Source organism: Nitrospirillum amazonense, assembly GCF_007828035.1.
In the GTDB taxonomy this organism is placed as follows: Bacteria; Pseudomonadota; Alphaproteobacteria; order Azospirillales; family Azospirillaceae; genus Nitrospirillum; species Nitrospirillum amazonense.
In genome coordinates this window covers 49,835-63,922 of record NZ_VITV01000016.1, presented here as the reverse complement: position 1 = coordinate 63,922, position 14,088 = coordinate 49,835, and the positions used below count along the sequence as shown (strand labels likewise).

Genomic DNA, 14,088 nt, shown 5'->3' with positions numbered 1-14,088 from the left:
TTCCTCAGCGCGGCAGCCCAAGCATGCGTTCGGCGATGATGTTGCGCTGGATTTCGTTGGAGCCGGCGTAGATCGGGCCGGCGAGGGAGAAGATGTAGTCGTCCAGCCAATCGCCCGTGGGGTCGGGGGCGGCGGGGTCGGGCAGCAGTTCGGCGCGGGCGCCCAGGATCGACAGGGCGGTGCGGTTCAGCGTCACATCCAGCTCCGACCAGAAGATCTTGTTGGTGCTGGTTTCCGGTCCGATGGGCTGCCCGGCCAGGATGCGGCTGGCGGTGGCGTAGATGGACAGGGCGTAGGCCTCCGCATCCATCCAGGCTTGCGCCACCGCCGCCCGCGTAACCGCGTCGTCGGGGTCACCCTCCCGCCGGTACAGCGCCGCCAGGCGGGCGGCCGCCACTTGGTAGCGGGCGGGACTGCGCAGCATCAGGCCGCGCTCGAAGCCGGCGGTGACCATGCAGATGTGCCAGCCTTGCCCCTCATCGCCCAGCCGCTGGTCCGCAGGCACTCGGACGTTATCCAGGAAGATTTCCGCAAAGCCGACCTTGCCGTCGATGCGGGCGATGGGTTTGACCGTCACGCCAGGCGCATTCAGGGGGAACAGCACCAGCGTCAGGCCCTGGTGCCGCTGGCTGCCGGCCTCGCTGCGGAACAGGCCGAAGGCCCAGTCGGCGAAGGCGGCGCGCGACGACCAGGTCTTCAACCCGTTGAGGACATAGTGGTCGCCATCCCGGGTGGCCGTCGCCCGCACCCCCGCCAGATCGCTGCCAGCCTGGGGCTCGGACCAGGCCTGGGCCCAGATCTCGTCGCCATTGGCCATGGCCGGCAGGAAGCGGGCCTTCTGTTCCGGGGTGCCGAACTCCATCAATGTGGGGCCCAGCAGGAAAATACCGTTCTGGTTCACACGCCCTGGGGCGCCGGCGCGGTAGTATTCCTCCTCGAAGATCAGCCATTGCAGCAGATCGACGCCACGGCCGCCGTATTCCTGGGGCCACGTCACCATGCCCCAGCGACCCTCGGCCAGGGTGCGCTCCCAAGCCCGGTGGGCTTCGAAACCTTCCCGCGTGGCATCGAAGGAGGGCAAGGGCCGGGCGGGCACATGGGCCGCCAGCCAGGCCCGAACCTCGGCGCGAAAGGCGTTCTGCTCAGGCGTATAGGTCAGATTCACGGGGCAGGGCTCCTAGAAGGTGGCCGTCCGGCCCTTGTCGTGGACGAAGGCGTCCCGGGCGCGTTGGCTGTCCTCATGCATGTACATTTCCAAGGTGAAGCCCTGCTCCCAGCGGTAGCCCTGGCAGGGGTCCAAAGGTTCCAGCCCGTTCAGCGCCTGCTTGGCCAAGACCAGGGCGGTTCGGCTCTTGGTGGCGATGACGGCGCAGAAGGCGCGGGCCTCCTCCAGCAGGCGCTCCTTGGGCACGACCGCTTCCACCGCGCCCAGGCGATAGGCTTCCTCCACCGGGATCCGCCCACCGGTGAAGAAGGCGGCGCGCACCTTGTGCAGCGGCAACATGCGCGACAGAAAGGCGGCCCCCCCCATGGCGCCCCGGTCGATCTCCGGCAGGGAAATATAGGCACCCTCCGCCGCGATCAGCATGTCGGAGGCGCCGGCGATGTTCACGCCACCACCGATGACGAAGCCATGCAGGGCCGACACGACGGGAACCGGGCAGTCGCGGATGGCTTTGAAGGTCAAGTAGTTGTCCCGGTTCAGCTTGACGATGCGTTCCGGATGGGCCTGCATCTCCTTGATGTCGACGCCGCCGCAGAAGCCCTTGCCCTCGGCGCGGATCAGGACGCAGCGTACCTCCGCGTCGCCCCCCGCCTTTTCCACCAGCCGGGGGATCAGTTCCCAGCCACTGGTGTCGAAGGCGTTGACCGGCGGCCAGTCGAAAACGATCTCGGCGACCCGCCCGTGGGTTTCAAGCGTGATCGGCATGGTACCTCCGGCTGTCGACAGGGGCGGGGCACAGCGCGGCCAGGCGCTCCCGCGCCTCCGCCACGATGCGGTCCATCAGGGCCTGGCAGGTGGGGATTTCGGTCAGGCGGCCGCCGACGATGCCAGTGGCCATGACGCCCTCGTCCGGTTTGCCTTCCACCACCGCCTTCTGGATCAGCATGGGGGCGCTGGCGGCCATCAGCGCCTGGTCCAGCCGCAGGCCCCCATGGCCGGTCATGCCCCGTACCGTATGCAGAAGCTCCCCCCAGCCGGCGCCTGTCTGGCGCTTCAGGGCTAGGCCACTCTCCAGCGCGCGCAGCCACATGCCCAGGGGGCCTGAGCGCTCAATGCGGTCCATCAGGGGGGTGCGGACCATGCGCTGCGGGATGCCGTCCAGCTTGGTGGTCAATACGATGTCATCGGTGTCGGCTTCCAAGTAGCGGGCCTTGGTCACCGCCGGCACCGGGCTCTCTGCCGTCAGCAGGAAGCGGGTGCCCATGGCGATGCCCACGGCGCCGAAGGCCAGGGCGGCGGCCAGTCCACGCCCATCGGCGAAGCCTCCCGAGGCGATGACGGGCACGGTCACCGTGTCCAGCACCTGGGGCAGCAGCACGGTGGTGGGGACGGATCCGGTATGGCCGCCCCCTTCGCCGCCTTGGACGTTGATCATGTCGACGCCCAGCTGGACCATCTTCTTCGCGTGTTTCAGGGCGCCGACGGTGGGCACGCACAGGATGCCGGCGTCGCGGAAGCGGACGATCATGGCGGCGTCCGGCCCCCGGCCGAAGCTGACGGCCCGCACCTGCGCCCGGTTGGCGATGATCGTCTCGACGATCTCGGCGGCGCCCGGCTGGAACATGTGGAAATTGACGCCGAAGGGCCGGTCGGTCAGGCGCCGCACGGCCGCGATCTTGGCCGCCGCGTCGGCGGGTGTCATGACGGCCGCGCCCAGGAAACCGAACGCGCCGGCGTTGCAGGACGCGGCCACCAGCGGCGGCTCCGCCACCCAGCCCATGGCGGTCTGGATGATGGGGTAGCGGCAGCCCAGCCGCTCCACCAAGGCGGTGATCAACGGATCCGGCTGCATGGCCTAGCGCTCCCCCGCCTGCGATTTATTGGCCTGCGCCATGGACTTGGCGTCCAGGCCGCCCAAGCTGTTGGTGGAGGTCAGGTCGTTCTGCGCGTGGGCGAAGTGATGCATGTGGAAATGGGCGTCCGTGGCGGTGCGCTTGCCCCGCAGGTCTTCCACATGGTTCAGTGCCTGCTTGGTCAGCCAGTTGCCCAGGCGGGGCCGGCTGGCCAGTTCCGCCGCGACGGCTTTCACCTCGCCCTCCAGCTGGTCGCGGGGCACCAGGCGGTTGACCATGCCGAAGTCGTAGGCTCGCCGGGCCGGCATGCGCTCGCCCAGCAGGATGAATTCCTTGGCGATGCGCGGCGGCAGTTCGAAGCCGTGGGCGAAGTATTCCACGCCCGGGATGCCCATGCGGCCCACCGGGTCCTGGAAAAAGGCGTCGTCCGACGCGATGATCAGGTCGCAGACCCAGGCCAGCATCAGGCCGCCGGCCACGCAAGCGCCCTGAACCATGGCGATGGTGGGTTTGGGAATGTCGCGCCAGCGCCGGCACATGCCCAGATAGACCTCATGCTCGCGGGTGTAGAGCAGCTCGGCCGCCGGCTTGTTGGTGTGATCGGGCAAGAGCAGCGCCCGGTCGAAGCGGCTGTGCAGGTCGCGGCCCGGCGTGCCAATGTCATGCCCGGCGGAGAAGTGCTTGCCCTCGCCCTTCAGGACGATGACGCGGATGGCGTCGTCATCCACGGCGCGCCGGAAGGCCGCGTCCAAGGCGTAGGTCATCTGCGAGTTTTGGGCGTTGTTGAAACGCGGCCGGTTCATGATGACCCAGGCGACCGGGCCGTCCGTCACGTAGCGGACAGGCTCATCCGTTTCATAACTCGGTGGCTGATGCCTGGGCTCGACCAGGTCGGGGGATGGCTGATGGGACATGGCTTCCCCTCTCACGCCGTACGCCGGTCGCCGGCAGGGTCGCCCTTGAACACCGTGCGCCGGACGTTGTTGGGGTCCAGTTGCCGGATCAGGGCCAACTGCTCCGCCGTCGGGGCGGATGTGGTGGCCACGTGTTCCAGCCGATGCAGGGGGAAGCCGGTGTTGTCCTGAACCTGGTCGAAGCTGACCCCGGGGTGCAGGCTGCGCACCTGGATCGCGTGGCCGGGCCCGCCGAAGTCCAGCACCGCCAGATCGGTGACGATCAGGCGCAGGTCCAGTCCGCGCGGCGGCTGGCCGTTCAGGTAACGGGCCGGGTTGTAGCCGGCGCTGCAAACGAAATCGACTTCGCCGGCGACAAAGGTGCGGCTGGTGTGGTTGGCGAAGAAGAAGCTGTTGGGGTGGTGGACCGAGTTGCCGGGGAAGCCCCGGGCGCCCAGCATGGCCGCCTTGGGCCGGGCGTGGTCGCCGATGACGCTGATGTTGGTCTGACCGAAGCGGTCCATCTGCACCGGCGCCACCATCGCGTGGCGTTTCCCGCCCCAGAGTGCGGAGAACACGCGGTCGTAGGGGGACCAGCCCTCGATCACCGGCGGCGTATCGGTGGCCGGGCCGGGCGGCACGGGGCTGGCGGTGTAGAAGCACTCGCCGTCCGTGGTCTGCAGCGCCGGATTGAAGGTGGTCTTCGCCAGGGCCGCAGCCAGGCGGGGCAGAGGGCCGATGCCCGTGGCCATGACTTCGCCGTCATGTCGCCAGGTTTCGGCGGCGGCGGTGATGACAAGTTCGGCGAGACTGTAGGGCGTGGGGCGCGATGTGTCTGTCATGGCGGCTCTCGCTCAATAGACGGGCTTGGGCAGGGCGGCGACGCGCCCGGCACCGCCTATGGCGTCCAGGTAGTGATCGGCACCGACATCGATGAAGCGGGCGCGGTAGTCGACCCAGCCTTCGGGCGACGCGGCGCTGTCGGCGTAGGTCTTCAGGTGGCCAAGATCGAGCTGGTAGTCGGGGGTGGCACTGGTGGGGTGGGCGCCGAAGGGCGCCTCGGCCACGCCGCTGATCAGCGCCCGTTCGCACAGATTGAAGCGGGCGTTGTTGGCCATGTCCAGTTCGGGTGTCGGCACCAGCTTCTCCGTGGTGACGAAGACCCGCTTGGCCGCACGGGCCATCAGTTCATCAAAAAAGGGATCGGGGCTGAGCGTCAGGACATTGCCCAGCGCATCGGCCCGGTGGACGTGCAGCAGGGCCGCATCCAAGGGCAGGGCCGGAACCGCCACGAGTTCCTCTCCATCCTCATAGGGGCTGCGCACGGTGCGGAATGCCGGCTGGCGGATGATGTCGGTGCCGATGCCGATGTGGGTAGGCAGGAAGGGGACACGCATGGCGGCCGCCCTCAGTCCCAGATGGAACATGCCTTCGTCCAGCTCCAGCACATCCAGTCCCTCCTGCCGGGCGGCGCGGAAATGCGGGTCCAGCGGGTAATGGTCCAGCGAGACGAAGGCGAACACCAGGCGGCGAAGCTTACCCGCGGCGGCCAGCAAGCCCACGTCCGGCCCGCCATAGCTGACCAGGGTCAAGTCCTTGAGCCGTGAGCGCAGCAGGGCGCGCACCAGGGCCATGGGCTTGCGCCGGGTGGCCCAGCCGCCGATGCCGATGGTCATGCCGTCGGACAACTGGTCGACGATATCGTCCAGGGTCATGCGCTTGTCGAGCATGGTTCAGCCCTCGCTTCCCTGGTTGTCGGCGTTCTGGAACGCCCAGACATGGCCCCAGTCGCTGACAGGCAGGCTGGTGGTGGGGATCCAGGTCGCGGGGTCGATCAGCAGGCCGTCGCAGCCATATTCGATGTCGAAGCCACCGGGCGTACGCATGTAGAAGGACAGCATCTTGTCGTTCACATGCCGCCCCAGCGTGGCGGAAACGGGAACCGCCTGCTTGTGCACCCGCTCATAGGCGCGGCCGACGTCGTCCACGCTGGCTACTTCCACCATCAGATGGACCAGTCGCGCCTCGTTCTGGGGCAGCTCACCCAGGGCCAGGCTATGATGGCGCTGGTTGCGGGCGTGCATGAAGGCGAAACGGACACCCGGATCATCCGGGCTGCCGCCGGCCAGATAGAAATGGCCGAGGTCGGTGTCACCAAAGCCCAGCACCGACTTATAGAAGGCGTGCGTTTCGGCGAAGTTGGGGGCGGACAGGACGACGTGGCCCAGGCCCAGTTCCCCACTGGGGCCGGTGACGAAACGGCTGACCCCGGCCGGCGACCGGAAGGGGGCGTAGTCCAGGACGCGGCCGTAGTAGATTTCCAGATCGTTGCCCGCCGGGTCGGACGATCGGGCCAGGGCCGTCACCTGCCGGGCCCGCGCCTCCGCCGGCGTGGCCAGCTGGACGGGCCGGCCTGCGCTTTTCAAGCGTTCCACGGCGGCATTGAAGTCCCCCGCGTTGGCCAACTCCCAGCCCGGCTGCACGAAGGCCTCGCGATCCCCCTGCTGGATCCAGAAGCGGAAGGGCCGATCGTCCATGCGAAACAACAGCACGTCGGGCTGGGCCGAGGGGGCTGGCATGAGGCCCACGACCTCGGTCGCAAACGTGGACCAGGACGCGAGATCCCTCGTCTCGATTACCACATAGCCTAGTGACGCCACCGTCATCCCTGGGATCTCCCTGTTCCGGCCCGGCATTTCTGCGCAAAGGCGGATTTTTGTGATCAATTATCGTTGATATGCGTAGATATATACCGGTCTAAAACGCAGATCTACAGAAACAAGCGCGACGGTCGTCAGTTTGCGCAATCCCGGCGGTGCTGCTTGACGATTTCCAGGAACAACGGGCGTTCGCCGCCGCCATCGACGGCCAGGTCGGCACCGCTGACATAGGCGGCCCCGGCGGAGGCGAGGTAGAGGGCGGCAGCGGCCACATCGCCGCCATTGCCCATGCGGCCCAGGGGCAGGGAGGCGGCGATCGCGTCGCGGGTGGCGGCCGATCCGTAGGTCAGTTCCGACTGTTCCGTCTCGACCAGGCCGACGGTGATGGCGTTCACCCGCACCTTGGGCCCCCATTCCTGCGCCAGGCTGCGTGTCAGGCTTAGCAAGCCCGCCTTGGCGGCGGCATAGACGGCCGTCCCGGGGGAGGCCCGCTTGGCGGCGATGCTGGTGATGTTGATGATCGTGCCCCCCTCCGCCTGTTCCGCCATGATCCGGTTGGCCGCCTGGGCGACATGCAGGGGGGCCAGCAGGTTCAGCGCGACGATGGCCTCGGAGAAACGGGGGGAGGCCGTGGCGGCATCGGCTTGGGGGGAGCCGCCGGCGTTGTTGATGACGATGTCCAGGCGGCCGTGGCGTTCCGCCACCGCGTCGACGAAGGCTCTGGCTTGGTCGGCCTGTCGGATGTCGCAGGGGTGGAAACTGGCGACCTGGCCGTTGGCGGAGGGCAGCGCTTCAGGCGCATGGCGCCCGCAGATGGCGACGGTGCAGCGGGCGCGCAGGAAGGTTTCGGCAATGACGCGGCCAAGGCCGCGGGTGCCGCCGGTGACGATGACCACGCGACCGGGCGGAACGGAAAGGGGATCGTGCATGGTGGCCCTCGTGATGTTGTTGTACGCCAATGGATGCCTGAACGGCGTTCTATTGCTGATATGCGTCGATGTGAGCAAATTAATGTACGAATTTCAATGACCATCGCCCGCATTGAACATATGGTGCGGAGCGTTGGGCCGGTTGGGGCCGGGAGACGGGGCGCGTACATGCATTTGTTGCTGGATCATTTGACCGTCATAGACGTCCCTCCTTGGGACCTTCCTGATCTGGCGGCGGCGACGGGGTGTGACGGCGTCTGCCTGTTCCTGCATGCCATGAGCGTGCTGCCCCGCATGGCCGATTATGATCTGGTGACCGATGCGGCGGCGCGGCGGCGCGTGCGCTCGCGATTCCAGGAGCGGGGGGTTCGCATGGACCTCGCCTATCCATTCACGCTGCACGGCCGATCGGTGGCGACGGATTTCCGACCGGCGCTGGATGCCGCGGCCGACTTGGGTATCCGCGCCGTCAACGTGCTGCTGTACGACCGCGACGCCGGGCGACGGCACGATCAGTTCGCAGCCTTTTGCGAGGAAGCGGCCGGCCGCGGCCTTGCCGTTGGTGTGGAGTTCTACCCGCCGTCCCTGGTGCCGGACTTGCCCGCTGCGATTGCGGAGGTCGCGCGCATCGGCCGGCCCGGCCGCGTCGGGATAACCCTGGACCTGTTGCATCTTGTTCGGTCCGGCGGCGATGTGGCCCAGGTCGCCGCTTTGCCGGCGGGGAGTGTGTTGCTGGCCCAGCTATGCGATGGACCGGCAAGGGTGGCGCCGGGCGCGCGGGAGGCGGAGGCCGCCAGGGAAAGGGGGCTGCCGGGACAAGGGGATTTCGACGTCGCGGGATTCTTGCGCGCCCTGCCCCCGGACGTGCCGGTGAGCGTTGAGGTGCCGCAGGAGGAGGCTATCCTGCAGGGGGAGGCGCCGCTCGCCCGCGCGCTACGCGCCGTGTCGGCGGCCAGGGCGGTGGCGGCCAGGGCGGTGGCGGAAGGTCATGGCCCTGCATAGCGGTAAAACGGCCCGCCTGCGAAAGCAGTCGCGGCCATGAGGGGCTCTTGTTACGATGCGTAGCCAGCAGCGTGACGGCGATAAGTGTAAGGCACCACATGCAGATCAGAAAGGGGCGGCGCGCGACGCCTGCCGGACTTGATACCGTCGATGAGGCGATCATCGACATCCTTCGCTCCAACGGGCGCGCAACCAACCAGGAAATCGCGGACCGCCTGTCGATCACGGCTGGGACCGTGTCGGCGCGCCTTCATCGGCTTGAGGAAAGCAAGGCCATGCGGGTGGTGGCCGTCGCCGACTTCTCGGCGCACGGCTACAACATGCTGATCGCTACCGGGGTGAAGGTCCTGGGGCGTCCGGTGGCCGACGTGGCCAAGGATCTGGCGGATCTTCCGGAAGTCTTCAGCCTGCACATCATGAACGGCGCCTACGACATCGAGATGCTGGTCATCCTGCATGAGTTCGGGGAGATCAATACCTTCCTGCTGGACCATGTGGCCAAGATTCCGGGCATCAGCGAATTGAGCCCCGGAATCGCCGCCGATATCGTGAAATTCGAATTCAATGTGGCCCCCCTATGAACGGCGGAAAGCTTGACGACCTTGACCATCGCATCGTCGAAGCCTTGGGCCGCGACGGGCGCTCGTCCAACCGGCAGATCGCGGCGGAGCTGGGTGTCACCGAGGGCACCATCCGCACCCGTATCAAGCGGCTGCAGGCCGAGGGGCTGATCCAATTCACCGTGGTGACCAGCTTCCGCATGGCGGGGTCCCCCAACCTGGTGATGATGGGAATCCAGGCCGATCCGGCGCGGGTGCCTGAACTGGCCAAGGAGCTGTCGGCCATCCCCGCCATCGGCTGCGTCATGGTCCTGCTGGGGCGGTACAGCCTGATGGCCATGGGCCTGTTCACCAGCCTGGAGCGGGTGCACGAGCTGGTCAGCACGTCCATCAAGCCGCTGGCCGGGGTGCGGGAGGTGGAGGTGTCCACCGCCATTCACAGCCTGAAGTACGATGCCCGCATGGCGCGTATCGTCCGTGTGGAACCAGAGGCCGCGCCGATCGAGGAGTGACGGCCGTTTATGCAGATATGCGTAATATTTACGCGCTAAAAATACGCAAAGTGTGATTGGTGTGGATCTGAACCGTTGATTCTGACAATGTGGCGGTCGCTCGAGTGAGCGCCCGCCTCGTCGGTGCCATGAGCATCGGCCGTGCCGGTTTGGGCGCCGCGAATGGCTCGGGCTTCCACCGGAGTGAACCATGGCCAGCATCTTCTCGCCCATTCGCCTGGGCGACCTCACCCTCAACAATCGCGTGGTGATGGCCCCCATGACCCGCTGCCGGGCGGGGGTGAACGACGAGCCCACGGCCGACATGGCGGAATACTATCGTCAACGGGCCGGTGCCGGCCTGATCGTCAGCGAAGGTGTGCAGCCCAGCATCCATGGCAAGGGCTACTTCCGAACCCCCGGCATCCATACGCCGCTGCAGATGGCGGCCTGGCATGCCGTGACGGCGGGTGTGCGCGCCGCTGGTGGCAGCATCGTGATGCAGCTGATGCATTGTGGGCGGGTCGGGGCGGCGGGGAATAAGGACCCCTGGGCTGAAACCCTGGCGCCCTCGGCCATTCGCAGCCGACAGGCCCTGTATACCGCCGCCGGCATGGCGCCCTGCGCTGAACCCCGTGCGCTGGCGACAGCCGAGATAGCCGGTGTCGTCGATGAAATGGCCGCGGCGGCGCGGAACGCCCGGGCGGCAGGCTTCGATGGCGTGGAGTTGCACGCCACCAGCGGCTACCTGCCTATGCAGTTCCTGGCGACGGGCACCAATCAGCGGACGGACCGCTATGGCGGCTCGCCTCAGAACCGTGCCCGGTTCGTCATCGAGGTGCTGGAAGCCATGGCCGCAGCCATCGGATCTGGGCGGGTGGGGTTCCGCATTTCGCCTGGCAACGGCTATAACGACATGGAGGATGAAGAGCCGGTGGCGACCTATACGGCGCTCCTGCGGGCCGTCGAGCCCTTAGGGCTGGCCTACCTTCACCTCATCAACACGCCCATTCCGGAGTTGGAGCCCTTGTCCTTCGTGCGGCAGCATTGGACCGGGCCGGTGATTGGCAACGGCGGCCTGACGCTGGACAGCGCACAGAAGCTGCTGAGCGATGGGCGGTTGGAGGCGGTTTCTTTCGGCCGGTTCTTTATCAGCAACCCTGACCTGGTCGCGCGCTTCCGCAACGGGGCGCCGCTGGTAGAGCCCGATCGCGGCACCTTTTACAGCGGCGACGCCCGGGGGTTCACCGATTACCCGCAATGGAGCGCGGACGTGCCCGTCGCCGTCGGCGCGTGACACTATCAACACCAATCTCATATGACAGGAGGAACGAATGTCGGCGGACGCCCGAGATCTGGCACAGGCGATGACGCGGTCAACGGTGGCGCAGGACCCGGCCCGTCAGCGCCGCACGGTGGAGGCGTACTTGGCCAGTTGGCGCGATGGTGACGCGGCGGCGCGGGCGTCGCTGTTCGCCGGCGACGCCGTGGTGGAGGATCCTGTCGGCGGCCCACTCCATCGTGGCCTTGACGCCATTCGTGCCTTCTGGGCGATGGCGGAGCAAGGGGGCTATCGCTTCGCGCCTGTGTTGGAGGTGTTCGTCCCCGGTGGGCGGGAGGCCCTGATCCGGTTTTCCATGGGAATGGAGAAGGCCGGGGCGCCTGTGGAACGTCTGACCGTCCATGAAGTGGTGGCGTTCGATGATACGTATCGCATCACGTCGCTGCGGGCGTTCTGGACCATGGACGCCTTCACCTCGGCCGGCGAGCCGACCTGAAGGTCTTCGTTATCTTGGGGGCAAAGATACGCGCCATCTCCGCCGCAAGCATGCGCAAGGGCGTCTATTTATGCCGAAATAAATTCATAATGCGTAGTTAAAGATGTTAATAATTACGCATCATCCTGTTTTCGCGTTGCGTGGCCGATGGCGCCTCCCTATAATCCCGGAACAATCACAGAAGGGGGGCGACTGGTCCCAGTAGGGGCGGCCTTCCTGCCAGGGAGCGAACGATGAACACCGATGCCCGCAGGGAACATTTGTCCAATATTCTTCGTCCGGCGGCGCCGCCGCGGGAATTGGTGGACATCTACACCGAGGACCAGCGCCAGCGGCTGCTGGACGTGGTGCACCGCAACGGTCCCTGGAAGCTGATCATCGCCCAGCACTTCTCGTCCGTGGATGCGCTGATCGCGACCTTGTCGGGTGCTATGCCGGCGGGTATCACGCCGACCCTGGACATGTTCCTGACGCCCACCTTCCGCGGCTACTACGCCAGTTATTCCGCACCACTGTATTCCGAGATCGCGGATTGTTTCTATAACCAGCGCTTCCTGGATTACGCCAAATCCTATTGGAAGGCGCAGTACGCCAAGCCGCAGATGATGCTGTTCAACGTGAACGGCCCCTGCGCCAATACCGACCCCGGCCATCTGGACACGCCCAGCTTCCGTGGCGTCCGGTATGAGAGCGCGCCGACCTGGCTGTGCAGCGTCATGGGCAAATCGGGTCTGTTCAAGGACTACCTGATCAAGATGGCCCAGGTGATCACCTGGTTCTCCAACGATCCTCAGAGTGGCTTCACCTACTGGCCCGAGGGGCCGCTCAACCCGCCCAAGCGGCTGATGCCGCCCGTCTACAACCGCGGCGTCCTGGTGCAGAACGAGATGATGCTGCACCGGGGGGAGGCTAACGGGCCACGCGACCAGCAATATCCGGATGGGCTTGGCTTCGACACTGTCTTCCAGGGGGACCCGTCCGACCGGAACGGGTGGCTCCTCAAGACGGGCGATCGGGTGATCGCCCGCCATTCCACCGACGATTTGCGCTTCCTGGTGCACTGGTCGGCTGAGGTGTTCGAGGACTATGCCGAGTTGAAGAAGAATATGGATCGCTCGGCCGATCTGACGCTGGACCAGGTGTTCGAGACCCTGATCAAGGACGTGCGCTCCAAGGGGATTGAGATCACCCCGCCCGCCGATCCGTTGGCCGATCCGCTCTTCATTCGCACCTTGAACGCGGCCTACGATTTCGGGCCGCCGGTCCAGTATCCGGCCGATGCCCCCCTGTCGCCCTTGCGCATTGGGGGCGCCCGGGCCGCGTGACGCGGTGCTGTTGTCGGCGGGAAGGCTGTCGGCCTTCCCCAGCGGGGCGGCCGTTCGCATCGCCGGTACTGCGGTGATGGCGGGCGGCCGTTCCCCTATCGATGGGCCGGTGCTGCCTGGCCGCGAGAGAAAAGGTGGGAACCACGCGTGGGGCAGAATGTGAACCGCAATGTCGTCATTGTCGGCGCCGGCCACGCTGGTGCCAGTGCCGCCTTGCAGTTGCGGCAAAATGGATGGCAAGGGGCCATTACCTTGCTGGGCGCGGAAGGCGAGTTGCCTTATCAGCGGCCGCCCCTGTCCAAGGCCTGGTTGAAGGGGGCGGTTTCCTTCGACGGTGTCGTGCTGCGCAAGGCCGAAGTTTACCAGCAGCAAGGGATCGCGCTGCGCTGCGGGTGTCGGGTTGTCGCCCTTGATCGCGGCGCCAAGGTGGTGGTGCTGAGCGATGGCGCCCGGGTTCCCTATGACGTGCTGATCCTCGCCACCGGGTCGCGGCCGCGGGACTTGCCTGTCCCCGACGCGGGGCTCGACGGCGTGGTGACGCTGCGCACTGTGGCTGACGCGGACGGGTTGCGAAGCCGGTTGGGCTCCACCGGACGGCTGGTGGTGATCGGCGGGGGCTATATCGGGCTGGAGGTCGCGTCCGCCGCCCGTGCCCTGGGGCGGGATGTCGTGGTGGTGGAGCGTGAAGCGCGCCTGCTGGCCCGCGTCGCCAGTCCGGAGGTTTCGGACTTTTATGCCGCCCTGCACGCCGCGCGAGGAGTGGACCTGCGCCTTTCGGCGGCTGTGGAGGCCATCGGGGGGCGGGACGGGCGTGTGACGGAGGTGATGCTGACCGACGGAACGGCAATTCCAGCCGATACGGTTCTGGTCGGCGTCGGCGCCATCCCCGAGAGCGCGTTGGCCGAGGCCGCCGGCCTGGCGTGCCAGGACGGTATCCGGGTGAGTTCCACCTGCGGAACCGACGATCCGGACATCTACGCCATCGGCGACGTGAGCCGGAGGCCATTGCCCTTCAATGGTGGGGCCGGCCGGCTTGAAAGCGTGCAGAACGCCTTGGAACAGGCGCGCCAGGTGGCGGCAAGTCTTTGCGGCTTGCCGGCCCCGGCGCCGGAGGTCCCGTGGTTCTGGTCGGACCAATATGAGGTCAAGCTGCAACTCGCCGGCTTGCCTGGTAGCGAGGTCCACCGGGTGATGCGCGGCGTTTCCGCCGAAGGGCGCTTCGCCGTGTTCCATATCGGAACGGACGACACCGTGAGGGCGGTGGAGGCCGTGAATATGCCGGCCGAATTTATGACCGGCAGGCAATGGATCGCCCAACGGCGGGCGGTTTCTCCGGCCCGTTTGGCGGATGTCGCTGTCGGCCTGAAGGACGCGGCCGTCTGATCGCCCAGGCGGCGGGGCCGTCTTCACAGGGTTCGTGCCAAGGATAAGA

General features: G+C 66.8%; 15 protein-coding genes. 7 read left to right on the top strand and 8 right to left on the bottom strand.

The features are described from left to right. Positions 1 to 4: 4 nt before the first annotated feature. From FBZ87_RS26980 to FBZ87_RS26945, 8 genes are all read right to left on the bottom strand, one after another. A complete protein-coding gene (locus FBZ87_RS26980) occupies positions 5 to 1,165 on the bottom strand; it encodes an acyl-CoA dehydrogenase family protein (protein WP_145613678.1) in 1,161 nt (386 codons plus the stop codon). A gap of 12 nt (positions 1,166 to 1,177) precedes the next feature. Next, a complete protein-coding gene (locus FBZ87_RS26975; RefSeq protein WP_145613677.1) occupies positions 1,178 to 1,930 on the bottom strand; it encodes an enoyl-CoA hydratase family protein in 753 nt (250 codons plus the stop codon). Beyond that, the gene (locus FBZ87_RS26970) at positions 1,914 to 3,017 is read right to left on the bottom strand and encodes an NAD(P)H-dependent flavin oxidoreductase (RefSeq protein WP_145613676.1); all 1,104 of its coding nucleotides are present in this window, start codon (positions 3,015 to 3,017) and stop codon (positions 1,914 to 1,916) included. Before FBZ87_RS26970 ends, FBZ87_RS26975 begins: the two co-directional genes overlap by 17 nt. Before the next feature lie 3 nt (positions 3,018 to 3,020). After that, a complete protein-coding gene (locus FBZ87_RS26965; RefSeq protein WP_145613675.1) occupies positions 3,021 to 3,932 on the bottom strand; it encodes an enoyl-CoA hydratase in 912 nt (303 codons plus the stop codon). Positions 3,933 to 3,943: 11 nt separating this feature from the next. Next, positions 3,944 to 4,753, bottom strand: a complete 810-nt coding sequence (locus FBZ87_RS26960) for a CoA-transferase subunit beta (RefSeq protein WP_145613674.1) — start codon at positions 4,751 to 4,753, stop codon at positions 3,944 to 3,946. A 12-nt stretch (positions 4,754 to 4,765) separates the two neighbouring features. Next, on the bottom strand, positions 4,766 to 5,641 hold the full coding sequence (locus FBZ87_RS26955) for a CoA transferase subunit A (RefSeq protein WP_145613673.1): 876 nt from the start codon (positions 5,639 to 5,641) through the stop codon (positions 4,766 to 4,768). Between the two features lie 3 nt (positions 5,642 to 5,644). Then, positions 5,645 to 6,577 carry a VOC family protein gene (locus tag FBZ87_RS26950; protein WP_186455012.1) on the bottom strand — a complete coding sequence of 311 codons (933 nt, stop codon included), beginning with the start codon at positions 6,575 to 6,577 and terminating at the stop codon, positions 5,645 to 5,647. A 128-nt stretch (positions 6,578 to 6,705) separates the two neighbouring features. Continuing rightward, positions 6,706 to 7,500, bottom strand: a complete 795-nt coding sequence (locus FBZ87_RS26945) for an SDR family oxidoreductase (RefSeq protein WP_145613671.1) — start codon at positions 7,498 to 7,500, stop codon at positions 6,706 to 6,708. A gap of 168 nt (positions 7,501 to 7,668) precedes the next feature. Between FBZ87_RS26945 and FBZ87_RS26940 the strand changes: the two genes are divergently transcribed. The 7 genes from FBZ87_RS26940 to FBZ87_RS26910 all read left to right on the top strand — a co-directional run bounded on the left by FBZ87_RS26940 (position 7,669) and on the right by FBZ87_RS26910 (position 14,039). Then, the gene (locus tag FBZ87_RS26940; protein WP_145613670.1) at positions 7,669 to 8,502 is read left to right on the top strand and encodes a sugar phosphate isomerase/epimerase family protein; all 834 of its coding nucleotides are present in this window, start codon (positions 7,669 to 7,671) and stop codon (positions 8,500 to 8,502) included. Positions 8,503 to 8,600: 98 nt separating this feature from the next. Beyond that, a complete protein-coding gene (locus FBZ87_RS26935) occupies positions 8,601 to 9,083 on the top strand; it encodes an Lrp/AsnC family transcriptional regulator (protein ID WP_145613669.1) in 483 nt (160 codons plus the stop codon). Continuing rightward, complete coding sequence (locus FBZ87_RS26930; protein ID WP_145613668.1) at positions 9,080 to 9,574, top strand: Lrp/AsnC family transcriptional regulator; 495 nt, start codon at positions 9,080 to 9,082, stop codon at positions 9,572 to 9,574. Before FBZ87_RS26935 ends, FBZ87_RS26930 begins: the two co-directional genes overlap by 4 nt. Before the next feature lie 190 nt (positions 9,575 to 9,764). Beyond that, positions 9,765 to 10,850: an alkene reductase gene (locus tag FBZ87_RS26925; protein WP_145613667.1), complete on the top strand. Its 1,086-nt coding sequence runs from the start codon at positions 9,765 to 9,767 to the stop codon at positions 10,848 to 10,850. A gap of 37 nt (positions 10,851 to 10,887) precedes the next feature. Continuing rightward, a complete protein-coding gene (locus FBZ87_RS26920) occupies positions 10,888 to 11,331 on the top strand; it encodes a nuclear transport factor 2 family protein (RefSeq protein ID WP_145613666.1) in 444 nt (147 codons plus the stop codon). A gap of 233 nt (positions 11,332 to 11,564) precedes the next feature. Continuing rightward, complete coding sequence (locus tag FBZ87_RS26915) at positions 11,565 to 12,656, top strand: hypothetical protein (RefSeq protein WP_145613665.1); 1,092 nt, start codon at positions 11,565 to 11,567, stop codon at positions 12,654 to 12,656. A 147-nt stretch (positions 12,657 to 12,803) separates the two neighbouring features. Beyond that, positions 12,804 to 14,039 (top strand): NAD(P)/FAD-dependent oxidoreductase, encoded by a 1,236-nt coding sequence (locus FBZ87_RS26910; protein WP_145613664.1) that lies wholly within the window; start codon positions 12,804 to 12,806, stop codon positions 14,037 to 14,039. Positions 14,040 to 14,088 lie beyond the last annotated feature (49 nt).